This window comes from Xanthomonas prunicola (assembly GCF_025266575.1).
Lineage (GTDB): Bacteria > Pseudomonadota > Gammaproteobacteria > Xanthomonadales > Xanthomonadaceae > Xanthomonas > Xanthomonas prunicola.
Window position 1 is genome coordinate 3,210,072 of the sequence record NZ_CP096142.1, and the last position, 17,891, is coordinate 3,227,962.

Sequence of the window (17,891 nt, forward strand, 5' to 3'; positions counted from 1 at the left end):
TTTTAATGCGTGATTTCGTCAAGGAGCAAGTGCAGAGCGTTTGGGTGCGCCCGGCGATCAGAGCCGGCTCGTATATCTCATGCACTCCGGCCCTTTTGCGCGGTCAACGTCTACCTGGCGACTGCTCGCGACGTGCGTTAACCGCTCTTCTCCGGCAATAGCTCCAGCCCACGAACACGACAGATACCTAGCCCGGGCGAATCGTCGATATGGATCTGCGCCTCGTCAAACTGGACGCCGCCCTCGGTGGGATCGAACTGCCCAAGCGCGGGTGCATCCAGATCTGCCAGGGTGATGCTGTCGGCCTTGGCGACCGCCAGATGCACCGCAGCGGCGACGCTGATGCTGGATTCGATCATGCAGCCGATCATGCAAGGCAACCCATACAGCCCGGCGATATCGGCGATGCGGATGGCGTTGGACAGCCCGCCGGTCTTCATCAGTTTGATGTTGATGATGTCGGCGGCGCGACGCTGGATCAGGTCGATCACCTGCGTGGGCGAGAAGACGCTTTCGTCGGCCATCGTCGGCGTGTCGATGCGTGCGGTGACGAAGGCGAGCCCATCAAGGTCGGCCGCCTTGACCGGTTGCTCCAGCAGCTCCAGCGCGATGCCGCCATCTTCCAGCATGCGCATGGTGCGCACCGCTTGTTTGGGCGTCCAACCTTGATTGGCATCCAGCCGCAGCGTCGCGCGCCCGGCGACCGCCGCATGGATCGCCGTGACACGTTCGACATCCGAATCGATGTCCTTGCCGACCTTGATCTTCAGTGCGCGATAGCCGCGTGCGAGCGCCGCTTGGGCGTGCGCCACCATGGTGTCGATGGCATCGGCGCTGATGGTGATGTCGGTGGTGATACGCGGCGTGCCGCCACCAAGCAGTTGGTACAGCGGCGCGCCGAGCGCCTGCGCCCACAGGTCGTACAGCGCGATTTCTACGGCGGCCTTGGCGCTGGTGTTGCGTTCAAGTGCATGTTGCACAAGCCCGCAGAGCCGATTGAGATCGGCCACGTCCTGGCCGATCAGTTTGGGGCCGATGCAGTGTTGGATCGCAGCAACGATGCTGCCATGCGTATCGCCGGTGATGGGCGCGGTGGCCGGCGCGGCGCCATAGCCGATGTGGCCGCAGTCGGTCTGCAACAGCACCACCACATCCTCGATTGCCTGCACGGTGCGCACGGCCGTCTTGAACGGGGTTTTCAATGGCACGCGCACCATGCCAAGCCGAAAGCCAGTGATCTTCATGGGGTGTCCGTTGGTGCAACGCGTTGGATGCGGGTGATGTGGTCGATGAATGCAGTGCCATCGCTAGCGAGCAGTGGCAGCAACGGTGTCACCGATACACCATTCAAACGCGCGCGCTGCACGCTGCCATCGGCGGCGCGGTAACTGGCGCCGGCCACATCATGGATCACCCATGGCGCGCCACCTGCGTGCCCGATCACCAGCATGACATGGCCAGGGATATAGATCAGATCACCGACTTGCAGTTGTGCGAGCTGCCGCAAACGTTTCGGCAACGGTGCAGCCGTATCGAAAGGAACGCTGCGCAACACGGTGCTGCGCGCCTGGTCGCCGGTATTGCGGGGCAGTGCGATGCCGAGGCTGCGATAGACATCCAGCACGAAGCCGCTGCAATCGCGCGCGTCGTAATCGTTGCCCCAGCCATAACGTTCGCCGAGGAATTTGAATGCCTGCCGCAGCACGGCGGCATCGGTTACCGGCAAGGCGCCGATGTGCACATCGGCAGCGCGTGGGATCAGGGCGGGCACCAGCTGCAAACGGCCATCGGCGCTGCGCAGCGCGAGTTGCAGCACGTAGGCCGCCAGCGGCAGCTGGCCGTTGACCGGCTGCTGTGGCGGCCAGTCGCCGAGCAGTGGCAAGTTGCTGCCCATGTCCAGCGTCAGTGCAGAAATCGCCGGGCTTTCGGGGGTGTAGGCGGTCTGGGTGCGGGCTGCGGTAACGACCAAGCGCGGGCCACGTCGTGCGTAATCCAGCACCTCGGCGCGGCTACTTTCGGCAAGTTGTGCGCTTGCGATCCACGCGGCGTAATTTGCGGCAATCACGAACTTCCACGCCCCATCTGCGCTGCTGTGCAAGATCGCGACCGGCGTGCCGGGATACAGCGCCGATTCCTGGAAGCGGTCGATATCGCGGTCGTCGGTACTGGTGAACACACGCTGCGCAGTGGGGAAGGTCCGCAGTGCTGCACGCGAGACCACCAGCGCAAAGCGCAGCGTGACCTGCGCGGGAAGCGCATCCAGTGCCAAGGTTTTACGTAACGCGGCTAAACGCGTGCCATCCACACGCTTCCCGTCTGCCTCGTACAGCGGCCGGGTTGGCGTGGCCGACACTGCCTCGATGCGTGCGCGCACTTCGCTTGCGGCCAGCATGTCGGGCAGCTGCGCGATATCGTGCATCGATGCATCATCGCGCAGCAGTTGTGCGTTGAAATCAGCGATCTGCACGGGAGTCATCCGTGGCGTCTGCGCATTGCGGCTGCGCTTGATCCAATATTCTGGGGTGAGCTGTGCATCGCTAACGACGAAGGGCGGCGCGTGTGCAACCGGCGCGCCGGCAGGTGCGGACACGGCGCTGCAGGGCAGGGCAAGTGCGATCAGCAGCAGTATCAGTAAGCGGCGCGACAATGGCATGCGGAGCTCGGGGTGAAGGCAGCTGCTGGCGAGCTGCGGAGGAACGTTGATAGTGGCATGCGCCGCAGACCGCATCCACGCGTTTTCGCCGTAAGGCGATGACACGCTGGCAGTCCAGTGCAGGCCACACGTGCGGGGTGTGGGGGAAGTCAATAGTCCATCTTCGTCACAGCCACGGCCGCAGTCGCGGCCACGCGAGTGGCCGTTGCCGCCATAGCCGCCCAGGGCGATTCTTGCGGAGTCGAGAGACGCTGCCAAATGCCCAACGATCGCAGCACGCAAGCCATAGCGCTGTTGGCGCTCCCATGCCTGGAAGGCCGCACAAGCACCAACTCGGCGGATAATGGTCTTGCGACAGCAGCGTAGCCGAAACGTCTGCGCTGCCCAGGTCGTCCGGCCTTCCCAGGAGAAATCCGTGCTGCCCAGCTTCCCTCTCTCGTCATCGGCCTGGCTGCGTGCCGCCGTCTGCCTGGCCGCGCTGTCGCTGGGCGCCTGCGCGCATGCACCGCAGCGCAATCCGCTGGCGCAGTGGGTTCCCTCGCCCAATTACGATACGCGGCGACCGATCCTGATCGTGTTGCATTTCACCGACCAGCATTCAGTGCAGCAAAGCCTGAGCACGCTGCGCGGCCGCAATAGCGGTGGTCGGGTCAGTGCGCACTATCTGATTGGCAAGGATGGGCAGCGCTACCAGTTGGTCAGCGATGCGCAGCGCGCCTGGCACGGCGGTGCCGGCCGCTGGGGCACCATCACCGACATCAACTCGGCCTCGATCGGCATCGAACTGGACAACGACGGCAGCGAGCCCTTCGTGCCAGCGCAGATCAACAGCCTGCTGATGCTGCTGGATGACCTGTGTAAACGCCTGCGTATCCCGCGCACGCAGATTGTTGGCCACGAAGATGTTGCCCCGACGCGCAAGAACGATCCAGGCCCGTTATTTCCCTGGAAGCGCCTGGCCGAAGCCGGCTTCGGCCGCTGGCCCGCTGCCGACGTGCCTGCAGCACCTGAGGGTTTGGACCCATGGCAGGCGCTTGCCCTGATCGGCTACAGCATCGACGATCCTGCCGCCACCCTGCAGGCATTTCACCATCACTATCGCGGTAACAGCGCCACCACGCTGGATACCGAGGATTTGCGCATCTTGTATGCGTTGACCAAAGACGCGAGAACCTCTGGCCCGCGACCGACTCTTGAGCCAACCGAAGGCGACAGCCGTTAGGCTTAGGGCGATCGAGCCACGCCGTGCCTGGTTGCGAAGGACGCAAAGCGCGATCCATCGCGCGGACCCCGCACCTTGCAAGGAAACGAAAATGAAACGAAACCTGCTGGTTCGGAAAGGGCGCCGCTGGCGACAGCGTTTTCTTCGAGACGCTCTGCTGCTGATCGCCATGGCGCCATCTGCCCTGGTCGCCAGCGAGGTGCATGTGTCCTCGGCAAAGACCGCCGCAGAGGCTGGCCTTGTGGACGTGCACGCGCTTGCGCCGGACATCGCATTGGACATGCGTTACGCAAGCAGCAACAACTTCACCGGACAGGTCGTGCCGGGCTATCACGCGCCGCGGTGTTATCTGCTGCGGCCCGCCGCCGACGCGTTGGCGCGGGTGGCGCAGACGCTCAAGGCCGAGGGGTACAGGTTGCAAGTGTTCGACTGCTATCGGCCGGTGCGGTCTGTGAAAGCGTTCGTGGCCTGGGCTGCGGCGTTGCAGGATCAGGCGACCAAGGCGCAGTACTACCCGCGGGTGGACAAGCGTGCGTTGCTGGGCGATTACATTGCCCCGACCTCCGGGCATAGCCGTGGCGCGACCCTGGATCTTGGCTTGCTGGAGTGCAAGTCGACTGCGTGCTACGCAGTGGACATGGGCACCGGTTTCGATTTCTTCGATGCGCGTGCGCACACCGACGCGCCGGACATCAGCGCAGCGCAACGCGCACACCGCCAGCGCCTGCTGCGTGCGATGGCGGCCGAAGGATTTGCCAACTATCCAATGGAATGGTGGCATTTCACGTTTCGTCCCGAGCCCACGCCTGATACGGCCTACGATGTTCCAGTGGACTGACGGCGACCGATCAACAGCTGCGTCGGCGCTCACCACCAGGTGGCGCTCGAAATCGGTAGTCGGCTTGCTGCAGGCGTGCATTGCAACGCGGAAGCGGCCACCGTGGATGCCGTCAATCTGTCCGAAGGGTGGATGCGCGAGAAGTGCAGTGCGCGCTTGTCAGCTCCCGGCAGTGCGTGTCGCCATCGCATCGCCGGCAACAGCGCAAGCACCAGCACAGCGCCAGTCGTACACTTCAGCGTCAGCCTGCCGTCGCACCGGCGGCACCGTCCCATCGTCTGATCACCCGCTTCGACAGATCCAAGGAACACCCATGTCCGACCCGGAACGCTTTGTTGATATCGCCTGCCCGTACTGCGGGGAGTGGATCACGCTGGCGCTGGATCTGACTGGTGGCGACCAGCACTACATCGAAGATTGCCAGGTCTGCTGCAAGCCGATTTCGGTGAGCGTGCGCTGGGATGAGGAGGGCGAGGCGCAGGTGAGTGCGCGTGGGCAGGACGATGCCTGAGCCATCCCGCGGCCATGGCATCCGGCCCGCTTGTCGTCGCGACGCATGACGGCATTGCACCCGGTAGCGGCACGAGTCCAGCCACCGCCTGCCATCGCCATATCGCTCCGGCTGCAATCGACGCGGCCAGCATCCAGTTCGTTCGGATCGCCCACGTTGCGGTAAGCGTACGGATCCAAGCGCTGCAGCCGCTAGACTGATGCGCCTGCTGCCTGGATCGTCACGATGAATTTGCCCCTGCACTTCGGCCTGCTCGGTTCGCTGGAGGCCGGCCTGATCGCGCTCATCCTGGGCGTGCTGGTCTTTGCGGTGGTGGAACGTATCGGCCGGCGTTTGCAGTTCAACCATGGCCACACGCTCGGCATTGCCTGCCTGCTCACCGTCGCCATCGGCGCCGGTTACGACATCTGGAATCTCGTCTACACCAGTATCGTGCGGCTGGAATCGCCGCTTTACGCGCGCTTGGCACTGGCCAAGATCCACGATCCCAACGAGTTGGGCTCGCGCGTGGTGCTCGAAGTGGCTGGCGCGCTTGCCGGCGTGGTGCTCGGTTGGAAACTGTTCAGTTCCGGACGCTGGGACGACGACGCGCCGCGCGCCTGAAACCGCGGGTGAAAGTGGGGTTTGGATCTCAAAATTTTATGCATTGAATGAGTCGCTTCGGTTTGACTCACCTGCGACTAACAGGCGGTTAGCCGCAAACATTCAGGCGGTGGTTAAAAGACTGTTCTGCGCAAGATTGCATCGGGTTGGACGTTCATTTGCGATGGGTAGGGTGAGGCCATGTGCGGCGACACCGCGCATTCCCAAGCCCAAGGAGACCTCCCTAATGAAGAATCGCAACCGCACCTCGCTGCTCGCCGCCACCGCTGCTCTTGCTGCCGCTCTGGCGCTGCCGGCGATGGCGCAAAGCACCTCTCAGGATGCCGCAGCGCAGTCGGGTAGTGCAGCGCAGTCGGGTAGTTCGGCCACCTCCGCGCAATCCGGTGGCGGCCAGACCTGGGCCAGCGTGGATACCGATAGTGATGGCGCCATCAGCAAGCAGGAAGCGCAGGTCAACGCGGGCCTTGCGCAAATTTTCGATCAAGCCGACGGCAATGCCGATGGCAAGCTCACCCCAGACGAGTACAAGGCGTTCGTCGCCAAGCAGCAGGGTGGCGGGGCTGCGAGCGGGTCGCAGGGCAACTGAGTCGTTGGTGCGATATATCCCTACCAGTCGTGAGAGGAGATATTGCAACGCAGAGCGCCGGCATTGATCCACGCCAACGCCTGGTCACAGGCTTTAGGACGCAATAGCAACAGGCAATAGCAACAGGATGGTCACGCGGGAGCGATCTGCCAGGGTCGCTCCCGTTTTGTTGACGTCTATCGCGCTAAGGTAATGCGTTACGCCTCGGGCGCTTGTCCAATGTCGCACTCACGTCTTGCACTTCTGGTCGGGTTGGCGATTTCCTGCTGCGCGTTTGCCGCGCCGCCCGAGTTGCCACCGGCCACCCCTGCACCGTCTCTACCGACGACCGCTGGCGGCACCGCCCCAGCGATGTCGCCCTTGCCAGTCGATCCACCGGCACCGGCCGCCACGCCCTTGCTGCCGGCCGACGCACCCAGATCCGCCGGATCCACCAGCGGTGCCGAGGCATCCGTTGCACCCTCCGCCGGCAGCTTGGCACCACGCAGTTTCCGCAGCCTGGATACCGACGGCGATGGATCGCTGACACCGGTCGAGGCGAGTGCCGATCCGGTGTTGCGCGAGAACTTCGCCGCCTTCGACAGCAATGGCGATGGGCGCCTGTCGCGCGACGAATTCGCCAGCTATCAGCCCGGCCCAGGCGATGCTGCAGGCGATTGAGCACAGCGCCAGATTGGTGCGCTGCTAAACTGGCCCGATGAGCGCACTTGCACAACGCGACGGCCAGGCGATCCAACTGGTCGGTTTCGACGGCGACGATACCCTTTGGAAAAGCGAGGACTATTACCGCACCGCCGAAGCGGATTTCGAAGCGATCCTGTCCGGTTATCTGGATCTGGGCGATAGCCGCATGCAACAGCATCTGCTGGCGGTAGAGCGACGCAACCTCAAGGTGTTCGGTTACGGCGCCAAGGGCATGACGCTGTCGATGATCGAAACCGCAATCGAACTGACGCAGGCGCGCATCGCAGCCAGCGATATCCAGCGCATCGTCGAGATCGGCCGTGCCACGCTGCAGCACCCGGTGGACGTGATTGCCGGTGTGCGCGAGGCAGTCAGTGCGATTGCCGCCGATTACGCAGTGGTGCTGATCACCAAGGGCGACCTGTTCCACCAGGAACAGAAGATCGCGCAGTCCGGCCTGGCGGATCTGTTCCCGCGGATCGAAGTGGTGTCTGAAAAGGATCCGCAGACCTATGCGCGCGTGCTCGGTGAATTCGATCTGCCGGCGCAGCGGTTTGTCATGATCGGCAATTCGCTGCGTTCGGACGTGGAGCCGGTGCTGGCCATCGGTGGCTGGGGCATCTACACCCCGTACGCGGTGACCTGGGCGCACGAGCAGGAGCACGGTTTGGCCACCGACGAACCGCGTATGCGCGAAGTGCCCGACGCTGCCGGCTGGCCGGCAGCAGTGCATGCGTTGGATGCGTTGGCACGGCAGCAGCGCTAGGCCAATCGGTGTTGACCACAAGGTCGTTCGTATCGGCTGGTGCAGACCGTCTTAGAACTGACAGCACCGCAGGCATGCGGCATCATCTGTACATGCCTGCGTCCCGCTCATCCGTGTTGCGCGCTCTGTCCTTGCTGGCGGCATTGCTGTGGCCGTCGCTGGTCGGTGCGCAAACTTCGCCGGCATCCACAACAGCTGCCGCAACGAAAGAATCGGCGCCGGGGGCGATCCCGGGCACCGGAGATGGCTGGGTGGACCAGCATCTGGCCGACATGGGCAGTTATGCGCAGCGCTATCCGGCCAGCTTCATCGATGAGGTGGCGCGCTATACCGGTACGCCGCGCGTGTACGTGCAGGCGTTGCTGCAAGTGCACGGCTGGCATGCGGGAGATATCTATTTCGCGTGTTTCTGGGCGCAGACCGTGCAACTGTCGTGCCGCGACACCGTACGCGCCTATAGCCGCGACCATCACGATGGCTGGGAGGGCGTGATCACGCGGCTATCGGTGGTGCCGGACAACGCGCATATGCGCGCACTGCGGCACGCCATCGTCGCCAGCTACGACCGCTGGGAACGCCCGATCACCCTGGACGCGTTGTTGCGCCGTCAGCTCGGCGATCCTGCGCAGCGCCTGGAAGCGGCGCGCCAGGCCAGCGAAGCGGCCGAAGCAGCGGCGCAGGCCGGGCTGTAACGCGGTCGTTGCGTCGTTGCGGCCCGCGCACGCCTGCATTGTGTGGCTGTCTGCACGCCAACACGTGGCCTGCGATGCTGCCGTGCAGCTGGCCGCCACAGGGCGCGGTCGGCGAGAATGCGGTAACGCTGGCATCGGCCGGCCTTTGCCAAGACCATGCCATGCGCGACACCGTGTTTGTCTGTTCCGATCACATCCGCAGCCTGTTCGCCCAGGCGATGTCGGACATGTATCGCGCCGAGGTGCCGTTGTATGGCGATCTGATGTCGCTGGTGGCGCAGGTCAATGCGCAGACGCTGCAGGCCGATCCTGCGCTGGCGGCACGGCTGCAGCGCAACGACGAGCGCGCACGGCTGGATCTGGAGCGGCACGGCGCGATCCGGGTCGGCACGGCGGCGGAACTGGCTACCTTGGGGCGCCTGTTTGCGGTGATGGGCATGCACCCGGTGGGCTATTACGACCTCTCGGTGGCGGGGGTACCGGTGCATTCCACCGCGTTCCGCCCGATCGACGAGGCGGCGCTGTCGGCCAATCCGTTTCGCGTGTTCACCTCGCTGCTGCGGCTGGAGTTGATCGAAGACGCCACGCTGCGCACACAGGCCGAGCAGATCCTGCAGCAGCGACAGATCTTTACCGTCGGCGCCTTGCAGTTGATCGAGCGCTACGAACAGCAAGGCGGGCTGGATGCCGACCAGGCACGGCAGTTCGTGGCCGAAGCGCTGGAAACCTTCCGCTGGCATGGCGATGCCACGGTGTCGCTGCCGACCTATCGCGCACTGAGTGAGGCGCATAAATTGATTGCCGACGTGGTGAGCTTCCACGGCCCGCACATCAATCACCTCACCCCGCGCACGCTGGATATCGACGCGGCGCAGGCGCAGATGCAGGGTGCCGGCATCGATGCGAAGGCGGTGATCGAGGGGCCGCCGCGTCGGCGCGTGCCGATCCTGCTGCGCCAGACCAGTTTCAAGGCGCTGGAAGAGCCGGTGCGCTTTGTCGGCGACGGCGGGCAGCCCGAGCACGGCACGCATACCGCGCGCTTTGGTGAAATCGAACAGCGCGGACTCGCGTTGACGCCCAAGGGCCGCGCGCTGTATGACGCGCTGCTGGCGCAGGCGCGCGACGCCGATGGCGCCGGCAGCACCGGTGCCGATTACGCCACCCGCCTGCAGACCGCGTTCGTGGCCTTTCCAGACGACGAGGCACTGCTGCGTCAGGAAGGGCTGGGGTATTTCCGCTATGCGCTCACCGACGCCGGCCGCGCCGACCCGGCGCAGGTGGCCGCGATGCCGGCAGAAACCGCGATCGCGCTCGGCTTGGTCAGCGCCGACCCGATCATCTACGAAGATTTTTTGCCGGTCAGTGCGGCCGGCATCTTCCAGTCCAACCTCGGTGGTGCCGAACAGCGCGCCTATGCCGCACATTCGAGCAAGTGCAGTTTCGAACAGGCGCTCGGTGCGCAGGTGCACGACGAATTCGCGCTGTACGCACAGTTGGAGCGTGAGTCCTTGCAGGGCTTGCTGGTGTAGCCGGCGGCTGCGCGCAGTGCTGTATTGCGCGCGGCTCCACTGGGGCGTCAGCCCGGCGCGCCGCTACTGTGGAAGACCTCCCATAGGTGGCCGTCCGGGTCGGCAAAGCCGTGTTGATACATGACGCCATAATCCTTTGCTTCGCCGTCGATCTGCCCACCGGCCGCGCGTGCTTTGCTCACTAGCGCGTCGACCTCGGCGCGGCTGCTTACCGCCAATGCAGTGATGGTTTCTGCAGCATTTGCCGTATCGCAGATGCCTTTGTGGCTGAAACCCTGGAAGAACGGCTTGACCAGCAACATCGCGAAAATGTTTTCGCCCAGGATCAGGCAGGTGGCGTTCTCATCGGCGGAGGCCGGATTGAACGTGAGCCCATGGCGGTGAAGAAAGCGACCGCGCGCGGCAGCGACTCGACCGGCAGGTTGACGCAGATTTGCGTGATCATGCAGGGTCTCCTGCGGCGTGACTGGCGTGGTAATCAAAAGCTCCGGTAACGGCCGTTGACCAGCCCTTGGATGCCGAAGCGGTCGGTACACATGCCGAAGCCTTCGGCCCAGAAGGTTTCGCCGAACGCCATCTGCACCTGACCGCCCCCGCCAACGCCGCATGCGTGCGTTCGGCCTCAAGGGTATCGTCGAAACCGAGCCCGACCGACACCGGTTGGGCGCCCTGCAGCTGCTGGCCTGGTGGCAGGTCCGAGCCCATCAGCAGTGGGCCCTTCGATCCAGCGAGCGTCACGTGCATCACCAGGTCAGCTGCCGCAGCGTCGATCGACATGCCAGATCCAGCGTGCGGTGGCATTGCGCATAGGTGGTCAGCATCAGTTCGCCGCCCAGCACGTGCTGGTAGTGCACGAAGGCCGCGCGGCAAGTGCCTTCAAAATACAGATAGGGCGTGATGTGCATCGGGCAGTTCTTTGGAAGCAAGTCGGCGACGGCGCGGAGTCCTGCGTGCGGTTCTGTCCAGTCAAAACCAGGCCGATGTTGTCGGCCATCAGGTCCGGTTGCAGGTCGAGATCGCTACGTGCATTGCCGGGGTGGGCATGCGCCGCAACCAGCGCAGCCTACCTCCCGACACGGCCACGTGCAGCAGTCGCGGTCGCTTGAGCGTAGCGGTTGCTGGTGACATCACTTCGTGCCGAAACGCATGCGGCTATGTCTGCGTGGCTGCGCCGCAACACACTGAAGACCGTACCGCCGGGCTGAGCGGTCTTCAGTGCGAAACCTCAGTGCGCTTGTGCCGCCGGACGCCGTGCCGCAGCGCGTTCGGCACGGCGTGCGCGCGCACGTGCGCGACGCGCTTTCCAGCGCTCGCTCAGGCACGAGAAAATCACGTACAGCGCCGGGGTGCTGAGCAGGGTCAGGCTCTGCGAGAACACCAGCCCGCCGATCATTGCGATGCCCAGCGGGCGGCGCAGCTCAGAGCCTTCGCCCAGGCCGACCGCCAGCGGCACGGCGGCCAGGATCGCCACCATCGTGGTCATCATGATCGGGCGGAAGCGCACGATCGACGCCTCGCGTGCGGCCGCGCGCGCATCCATGCCGTGCACGCGCTGCGCCACCAGCGCGAAGTCGATCATCATGATGGCGTTCTTCTTGACGATGCCGATCAGCAGCACCAGCGCGATCATCGAGATCACCGACAGTTCGGTATTGGTGATGAACAACGCCAGCAGCGCGCCGACACCGGCAGCTGGCAAGGTGGACAGGATGGTGACCGGGTGGATCAGGCTCTCGTAGAGCATGCCCAGCACGATGTAGACGGTGAGCACCGCCGCCAGCAGCAGAATGCCCATCGAATTGGGGCTGAGCTGCACGTTGAAACTGTCGTCACCACTGAGGCGGATGCCGTCGGGCATGCGCAAGCCGTCCACAGTGGATTTGATGATCAGATCCGCCTCGCCGGTGCTGACGCCCGGCGCCAGGTTGTAGCTCAGATCCATCGTGGCGTACTGGTTTTCATGAATGATCTGCGGCGGCGCCAGGCCCGGGACCTGAGTGGCGACGGCGGTGATCGGCACCATTTGCCCTGCACGGTTGGGCACGAAGATCTGGTCCAGCGCCTTGGGCGTGGCCGTCTGCGACGGCAGGGCATTGACCACCACGCTGTACTGATTGAGATCGGAATAGATGGTGGAAATGGAGCGCTGGCCGAACGCGCCATACAGCGCGCCATCGATGGCGCCGACCGTAATGCCCAGACGCGCGGCCTTGGCGCGGTCGATCACGATGTTCTGGCGCAGGCCCGAGGTATCCACATCGGTGCCGACATCGCGCAGGCGTGGGTTCTTTTTCAACGCCGCCTGCAGTTTGGGCAGCCATTCCTGCAATTGCGCCAGGTCGTTGCCCTGCAGCGAGACGCGGTATTGGGCGCCCTGGCTGGTGCCGCCGCCGCCGTCGCTGGGCAGGTCCTGGATCGCACGCAGGCGCAGGTCAAGATCCGGGTAACGGTCGGCCTTGGCGCTCAGACGTGCAACCACGTCCGCGGTGGTGTCACGACGGCCTTCATCGCGCTTTTTCAGCTGGATATTGAACGATGCGCTGGAGCCCTGACGGCCGGAGCCCAGGCGTGCGCCGACGGTTTTCACCGCCGGATCGGCCATCAGCATGTCGGTGATGCGGCGCTGGCGGCTGACCATGTCGGCGAACGACACCGTGGCGCTGGAATTGGCGCGGCCCCAGATCAGGCCGGTGTCCTGTGCGGGAAACGAGCCCTTTTTGACCGCACTACCCAGAAAGATGGTGGCGGCGATCAGCAACAACGGCGTCAACGACAGCAGCAGCGCGTGGCGTAGCGAGAAATCCAGCGCCACCGTGTACACACGCAACATGCGCTCGTGCATGCGGTCCAGCCAGGCGCCGAAACGGCTCGGTTTTTCCAGCTCGCTGTGCGCCGACAGGAAGCGGCTGCATAGCGCAGGCGTCAAGGTCAGCGACACCAGCATCGAGAACACGATCGCCGCCACCAAGGTCACGGTGAACTCGCGGAAGAACGCACCGACCATGCCGCTGGCGAACAGCATCGGGATAAACACTGCCACCAGCGAGGCCGTGATGGAGACGATGGTAAAGCCGATCTCGCGCGCACCGGTTAACGCCGCTTCCATGCGCGACATGCCTTCGTCGAGATGGCGCATGACGTTTTCGATCACGACGATCGCATCGTCGACCACGAAGCCAATGGCGATCACCAACGCCAGCAGGCTGAGGTTGTTCAAGGTGAAGCCGAGCACGTACATCACCAGCGCCGAGCCAGCCAGCGACAGCGGCACGGTGATCGCCGCGATCAGCGTCGGCGCCAGGCGGCGCAGGAACAGCGCCATGGTCAGGATCACCATCACCAGACTGATCATCAGCGTGGCCTGCACCTCGTGCAGCGAGGCGCGGATGGTGGGGGTGCGGTCGAAGTAGGGCGTGAGCGTGGTGCCGGGTTGTAGGTAGCTGCGCAGCTCGGGAATCTGCGCCTTCACCTGGTCCACGGTTTCGACGATATTGGCGCCGGCGCGGGTAAAGGCATACATCACCACCGCCGGTTTGCCGTTGAACCAGGCGGCTTGATAGGCATCCTGCTGACCGTCGTAGACGGTGGCCACATCGCCCAGCCGGACGATGCGTCCGTTGGACTGCGTGGCGATCGCCAGCTGCGCAAAATCGGCGGCCTTGGACACCGAATCGTTGGCGATGATGGCCATGGTGGTGTTGCCGTCGGACAGGAATCCGGTCGGCGAGGTGACATTGGCTGCGCGCACCGCATTGCGCAGATTGTCCGGGGTCAGGCCTAGCGCGTTGAGCGCGCGCAGGTCCACATCTACGCGCACCGCAGGCGTGGAGGCACCGGCGATGTCCACCGAGCTGATGCCGGTGATCTGGCGTAGCCGCTGTGCAAGCAGCGAGTCGGCCACGTTGTAGAGTTCATCGGCCGATTGCGTGTCCGAGGTCAACGCGATGGCGATCACCGGGTCGTCGTTCGGGTTGGCCTTGGAGTACATCGGCGTACTGAGTCCGGAGGGCAGGTCCGACTGCGATGCATTGATCGCGGTCTGGATGTCCTGCGCGGCCGAATCGATATTGCGACTGCTCTGGAACACCAGCACGACCAGGCTGCTGCTCTCCGAACTGGACGAGCGCATGCGGTCGATCCCGGGCAATTGGCCCAGGTGACGTTCCAGCGGTGCGGTGACCGTGGAGGCCATGGTGCTGGCGTCGGCACCGGATTGGGTGGCGTGCACGAAGATGATCGGAATCTGGATGTTCGGCAACGACGCCACGCCCAGCCGCAGGTAGCACATCAATCCAATCACGAACAAACCGATCGCCAGCAACGAGGTGCCGATCGGGCGCTTGATGAAGGGCGCGGAGATGTTCATGAGGTGACTGCCGGGAATCGTGAATCGGGATTCGGGAATCGGGAAAGGCAATAGCCAGCGCAGCCGCCATACGCGCGTGCGGGAAGGCGATGCCGCAGGCAGGCAGACCGATCGGCGATGACGCCATCGGTGGTCATGCCGAGCGCTCCGATGCGGATGCCGCAGTGACGCCGTCACGGCGCGCCGCCCGCTGCGCACGCCAGGCACGCAGCCGTTCGCCGCCGCGTTCCATGTACAGATAGATCACCGGGGTGGTGTACAGCGTCACCAACTGCGAGAGCAGCAGGCCGCCGACAATGGCGATGCCGAGCGGGCGGCGCAGTTCCGAGCCGATGCCAGTGCCCAGGGCCAGCGGCAAGGCGCCCAGCATGGCCGCAGCGGTGGTCATCATGATCGGACGGAAGCGCAGCAGGCAGGCGCGCCGGATCGCATCGTGCGCGTTCGCCCCTTCGCGGCGTGCGTCGATGGCGAAGTCGATCATCATGATGGCGTTTTTCTTGACGATGCCGATCAGCAGCACGATGCCGACGATGCCGTCCACCGACAGGCTGAGCCCGCACATCATCAAGGCCAGCAACGCACCGACACCGGCTGGCGGCAGCGTGGAGATGATCGTCAACGGGTGGATGTAGCTTTCGTACAACACGCCCAGCACGATGTAGATCACCACGATCGAGGCCAGCAGCAGCCACACGATGTCGGTCTGGCTGCCGGTGAATTCGGCGGCCTTGCCGACGAACTGCGCATGCACCTGGGTCGGGATCTTGAGCTCTTCGCGCGCTTTTTCGATCGCCGCCACGGCCTGCGACAGCGAATGGCCTGGCGCCAGATTGAACGAGATCGTGACTGCGGGCAGCTGCTGCTGGTGGCTCACCACCAACGGTGTGTTGGTGACCTTGGCTTCGGCCAAAGCGGCCAGCGGAATGATGCTGCCGGCGCCGACCACGATGCCGGTGTTCTGCGCGCCCACACCGGTGGCCGTGGACGAGTTGGACGAGGTCACCTGGCCGAAGCTGGTGGCGTTGGTGCCGGTCAGCGCGCCGCTGCCGTTGCTGGCCACGGCCAGCTGGTTCATCAATGCCGTGCTGCTGCGGAATTCCGGCGCCACTTCCAGCACCACGCGGTACTGATTGAGCTCGGTGAAGATGGTGGAGATCTGGCGCTGGCCGAACGAGTCGTACAGCGTGTCGTCGATGGTCTGCATCGGCACGCCGAGCATGCTGGCCTTGTCGCGGTCGATGTTCAATTCCAGCGCACGCCCCTGGTTGGCCAGGTTGTTGTCCACATCCGCCAGCTCGGGCAGTTGGCGCATCGCCTCGGTCATGCGCCCGGCCCAGGTCGCCAGCTCGCTGCTGTCCACGTCCGAGATCGAGTACTGGTATTCGGTCGCGGCCACACGCGTGTCCAGGGTGACGTCCTGGACCGGCTTGAGGAACAAGGCCACGCCCGGAATGCCGGCCACGGCTTTCTGCAGGCGCGGCAGTACCTCATCCAGACCATCGCGGTCACCGCGCGTCTTCAGCACGATCGACAGCTGGCCCTGGTTGAGGGTGGGGTTCATGGTGCCGGCGCCGATGAAGGCCGCCACGCCGGTCACCGCCGGGTCTTTCCGCAAGGCGGCAGCAACCGCCTGGGTGCGCTGCTCCATCTGCGGGAACGCCACGTTCTGGTCGGCCTGTACCACGCCGGTGATCAGGCCGGTGTCCTGCTCGGGCAGCAAACCCTTGGGGATGACCACATACAGCACCACCGTCAACGCTACCGCGCCGATCGCCACCGCCAGGGTCAGCGGTTGATGGGCAAGCACCCAGTCCAGGCTGCGCTCGTAAGTGCCCACGGTGCGCGTCCACAGATTGCGCTTGCCGGTGGCGGTTGCGCGCTCGTGCGCGTCTTCGCCTTCGGGCAAGGCATCGGGCTTGAGCAGGTAGGCGCACATCATCGGCGTCAGCGTCAGCGACACCAGCATCGAGATCACCACCGCAATCGACAGCACCCACGCAAACTCGTGAAAGAGTCGCCCGGTCACGCCGGGCATCAGCAGCAGCGGCAGGAACACCGCCACCAGCGACACGGTCAGCGACAACACGGTGAAACCGATCTGCTTGGCGCCGATCTCGGCCGCTTCCGGCCCGCTCTTGCCCTGCTCGATGTAGCGCACGATGTTTTCGATCATCACGATCGCATCGTCGACCACGAACCCGGTGGCCACCACCAGCGCCATCAGCGACAGGTTGTCCAGCGACATGCCCGCAAATGCCATCACCGCGAAGGTGCCGGCCAGCGACAGCGGCACCGCCACCGAGGGAATGATGGTGGCCCATAGCCGGCGCAGGAACACGAAGATCACCGCCACCACCAGCGCAATGGTCAGCACCAGGGTGAACTTCACTTCGTGCACCGAGGCGCGGATGGTTTCGGTGCGGTCGGAGAACACCTCCAGATGCACATCGGCCGGCAACACCGACTGCAACTGCGGCAGGATGCTGCGGATCTGCTCCACCGTCTGCACGATGTTGGCGCCCGGCTGGCGGCGGATCTCCAGCAGTACCGCCTGCTTGCCGTCGGCCCAGGCGGCAAGCTGGTCGTTTTCCACGCCATCGACCACGTTGGCCACATCCGCCAGCCGCACCGGGCGGCCATCCTTGTAGCTGATGATGGTGTCGCGGTACTGCGCCGCATCGGTGAGCTGGTCGTTGGTGCCGATGCTGTAGGACTGGGTCTTGCCGTTGAGCGATCCCTTCGGCGCGCTGACGTTGGTCTGGGTCAGCGCGCTGCGCAGCGACTCCATGGTCAGGCCCATGTTGGACAGCTGTGCCGGATTGACCTGGATGCGCACCGCAGGGCGGACGTTGCCGGCGATCGAGACCAGGCCCACACCCGGTACCTGCGACAGACGCTGGGCCAGAATCGCATCCGCGTAGCGGTTGACCTCGCGCAGCGGTAGCGAATCGGAGGTGAGCTTGAGCGTGAGAATCGCCGCGTCGGCCGGGTTGACCCGGTTATAGACCGGCTGGTACGGCAGCGAGGAGGGCAGGGTGGCCTGGCGGATCGCCGCCTGCACATCCTGCGAGGCGATATCGATATCGCGCTCCATCGAGAACTGCAGAATGATGGTGGACAGGCCCGCCGACGAATCGGAGGTCATCATCTGCAGGCCGGAGATCTGCCCGAACTGGCGCTCCAGCGGCGTGGTCACCAATGAGGCCATGGTGGTCGCATTGGCACCGGGGTACTGGGTGGTGACGACCAAGCTGGGGGCGTCGATTTCCGGCAATGCAGAGACCGGCAGTTGACGGTAACCGAGAATGCCTAACAGCAGGACGCCGGCCATCAACAACGAAGTGGCGATCGGGCGGCGGATGAAGATGGTCGAAAAGCCCACGGGGGTGTCCTTGCTGAAGACGTCAAGCGAAGCCGGCGCATGCAGCGCCGACGCACATC

Annotated in this window: 15 protein-coding genes; 9 read left to right on the forward strand and 6 right to left on the reverse strand. The window is 64.5% G+C overall.

Features of this window, described 5'->3' with window-relative positions; translation table 11 throughout:
- Window positions 1–137: 137 nt before the first annotated feature.
- Together M0D43_RS13655 and M0D43_RS13660 are read right to left on the reverse strand one after the other, a co-directional pair.
- Window positions 138–1,244, reverse strand: a complete 1,107-nt coding sequence (locus M0D43_RS13655; protein ID WP_252161826.1) for a dipeptide epimerase — start codon at window positions 1,242–1,244, stop codon at window positions 138–140.
- Window positions 1,241–2,653 (reverse strand): C40 family peptidase, encoded by a 1,413-nt coding sequence (locus M0D43_RS13660; RefSeq protein WP_252161827.1) that lies wholly within the window; start codon window positions 2,651–2,653, stop codon window positions 1,241–1,243. Before M0D43_RS13660 ends, M0D43_RS13655 begins: the two co-directional genes overlap by 4 nt.
- Window positions 2,654–3,068: 415 nt before the next feature.
- Here M0D43_RS13660 and M0D43_RS13665 point away from each other — a divergent pair, with 415 nt between their 5' ends.
- The 9 genes from M0D43_RS13665 (at window position 3,069) to hglS (ending at window position 10,084) form a co-directional block, all read left to right on the forward strand.
- On the forward strand, window positions 3,069–3,875 hold the full coding sequence (locus M0D43_RS13665; protein WP_252161828.1) for an N-acetylmuramoyl-L-alanine amidase: 807 nt from the start codon (window positions 3,069–3,071) through the stop codon (window positions 3,873–3,875).
- A 91-nt stretch (window positions 3,876–3,966) separates the two neighbouring features.
- A complete protein-coding gene (locus M0D43_RS13670) occupies window positions 3,967–4,713 on the forward strand; it encodes a M15 family metallopeptidase (protein WP_252161829.1) in 747 nt (248 codons plus the stop codon).
- A gap of 313 nt (window positions 4,714–5,026) precedes the next feature.
- The gene (locus tag M0D43_RS13675) at window positions 5,027–5,224 is read left to right on the forward strand and encodes a CPXCG motif-containing cysteine-rich protein (RefSeq protein ID WP_010380036.1); all 198 of its coding nucleotides are present in this window, start codon (window positions 5,027–5,029) and stop codon (window positions 5,222–5,224) included.
- A 225-nt stretch (window positions 5,225–5,449) separates the two neighbouring features.
- Complete coding sequence (locus M0D43_RS13680; protein WP_252161830.1) at window positions 5,450–5,827, forward strand: hypothetical protein; 378 nt, start codon at window positions 5,450–5,452, stop codon at window positions 5,825–5,827.
- Between the two features lie 226 nt (window positions 5,828–6,053).
- A complete protein-coding gene (locus M0D43_RS13685; protein WP_252161831.1) occupies window positions 6,054–6,413 on the forward strand; it encodes an EF-hand domain-containing protein in 360 nt (119 codons plus the stop codon).
- A 219-nt stretch (window positions 6,414–6,632) separates the two neighbouring features.
- The gene (locus M0D43_RS13690) at window positions 6,633–7,073 is read left to right on the forward strand and encodes an EF-hand domain-containing protein (RefSeq protein WP_252161832.1); all 441 of its coding nucleotides are present in this window, start codon (window positions 6,633–6,635) and stop codon (window positions 7,071–7,073) included.
- 37 nt (window positions 7,074–7,110) lie between these two features.
- Window positions 7,111–7,863, forward strand: a complete 753-nt coding sequence (locus M0D43_RS13695) for an HAD family hydrolase (RefSeq protein ID WP_101362370.1) — start codon at window positions 7,111–7,113, stop codon at window positions 7,861–7,863.
- A gap of 74 nt (window positions 7,864–7,937) precedes the next feature.
- Complete coding sequence (locus M0D43_RS13700; RefSeq protein ID WP_252161833.1) at window positions 7,938–8,555, forward strand: hypothetical protein; 618 nt, start codon at window positions 7,938–7,940, stop codon at window positions 8,553–8,555.
- Between the two features lie 161 nt (window positions 8,556–8,716).
- Entirely contained in the window at window positions 8,717–10,084 is a 1,368-nt protein-coding gene (gene hglS, locus M0D43_RS13705; RefSeq protein WP_252161834.1) for a 2-oxoadipate dioxygenase/decarboxylase HglS, read from the forward strand.
- A 47-nt stretch (window positions 10,085–10,131) separates the two neighbouring features.
- On the opposite strand, the gene M0D43_RS13710 is transcribed toward hglS, so the two are convergent.
- The 4 genes from M0D43_RS13710 to M0D43_RS13725 all read right to left on the reverse strand — a co-directional run bounded on the left by M0D43_RS13710 (window position 10,132) and on the right by M0D43_RS13725 (window position 17,832).
- Window positions 10,132–10,566 carry a VOC family protein gene (locus M0D43_RS13710; RefSeq protein ID WP_425510598.1) on the reverse strand — a complete coding sequence of 145 codons (435 nt, stop codon included), beginning with the start codon at window positions 10,564–10,566 and terminating at the stop codon, window positions 10,132–10,134.
- A gap of 261 nt (window positions 10,567–10,827) precedes the next feature.
- Window positions 10,828–10,989 carry a hypothetical protein gene (locus tag M0D43_RS13715; protein WP_252161836.1) on the reverse strand — a complete coding sequence of 54 codons (162 nt, stop codon included), beginning with the start codon at window positions 10,987–10,989 and terminating at the stop codon, window positions 10,828–10,830.
- A gap of 320 nt (window positions 10,990–11,309) precedes the next feature.
- Complete coding sequence (locus M0D43_RS13720; protein WP_252161837.1) at window positions 11,310–14,450, reverse strand: efflux RND transporter permease subunit; 3,141 nt, start codon at window positions 14,448–14,450, stop codon at window positions 11,310–11,312.
- 133 nt (window positions 14,451–14,583) lie between these two features.
- Window positions 14,584–17,832, reverse strand: a complete 3,249-nt coding sequence (locus M0D43_RS13725) for an efflux RND transporter permease subunit (RefSeq protein WP_252161838.1) — start codon at window positions 17,830–17,832, stop codon at window positions 14,584–14,586.
- Between the last annotated feature and the right edge of the window lie 59 nt (window positions 17,833–17,891).

Excerpts from the sequence above, each read along its gene's own strand:
- M0D43_RS13715 (WP_252161836.1), bottom strand. The coding sequence starts at position 10,989 with ATGCACATCACGCCCTATCTGTATTTTGAAGGCACTTGCCGCGCGGCC.
- M0D43_RS13700 (WP_252161833.1), top strand. The coding sequence starts at position 7,938 with ATGCGGCATCATCTGTACATGCCTGCGTCCCGCTCATCCGTGTTGCGC.
- M0D43_RS13675 (WP_010380036.1), top strand. The coding sequence starts at position 5,027 with ATGTCCGACCCGGAACGCTTTGTTGATATCGCCTGCCCGTACTGCGGG.
- M0D43_RS13660 (WP_252161827.1), bottom strand. The coding sequence starts at position 2,653 with ATGCCATTGTCGCGCCGCTTACTGATACTGCTGCTGATCGCACTTGCC.
- M0D43_RS13685 (WP_252161831.1), top strand. The coding sequence starts at position 6,054 with ATGAAGAATCGCAACCGCACCTCGCTGCTCGCCGCCACCGCTGCTCTT.
- hglS (WP_252161834.1), top strand. The coding sequence starts at position 8,717 with ATGCGCGACACCGTGTTTGTCTGTTCCGATCACATCCGCAGCCTGTTC.
- M0D43_RS13655 (WP_252161826.1), bottom strand. The coding sequence starts at position 1,244 with ATGAAGATCACTGGCTTTCGGCTTGGCATGGTGCGCGTGCCATTGAAA.
- M0D43_RS13695 (WP_101362370.1), top strand. The coding sequence starts at position 7,111 with ATGAGCGCACTTGCACAACGCGACGGCCAGGCGATCCAACTGGTCGGT.
- M0D43_RS13720 (WP_252161837.1), bottom strand. The coding sequence starts at position 14,450 with ATGAACATCTCCGCGCCCTTCATCAAGCGCCCGATCGGCACCTCGTTG.
- M0D43_RS13690 (WP_252161832.1), top strand. The coding sequence starts at position 6,633 with ATGTCGCACTCACGTCTTGCACTTCTGGTCGGGTTGGCGATTTCCTGC.
- M0D43_RS13670 (WP_252161829.1), top strand. The coding sequence starts at position 3,967 with ATGAAACGAAACCTGCTGGTTCGGAAAGGGCGCCGCTGGCGACAGCGT.
- M0D43_RS13680 (WP_252161830.1), top strand. The coding sequence starts at position 5,450 with ATGAATTTGCCCCTGCACTTCGGCCTGCTCGGTTCGCTGGAGGCCGGC.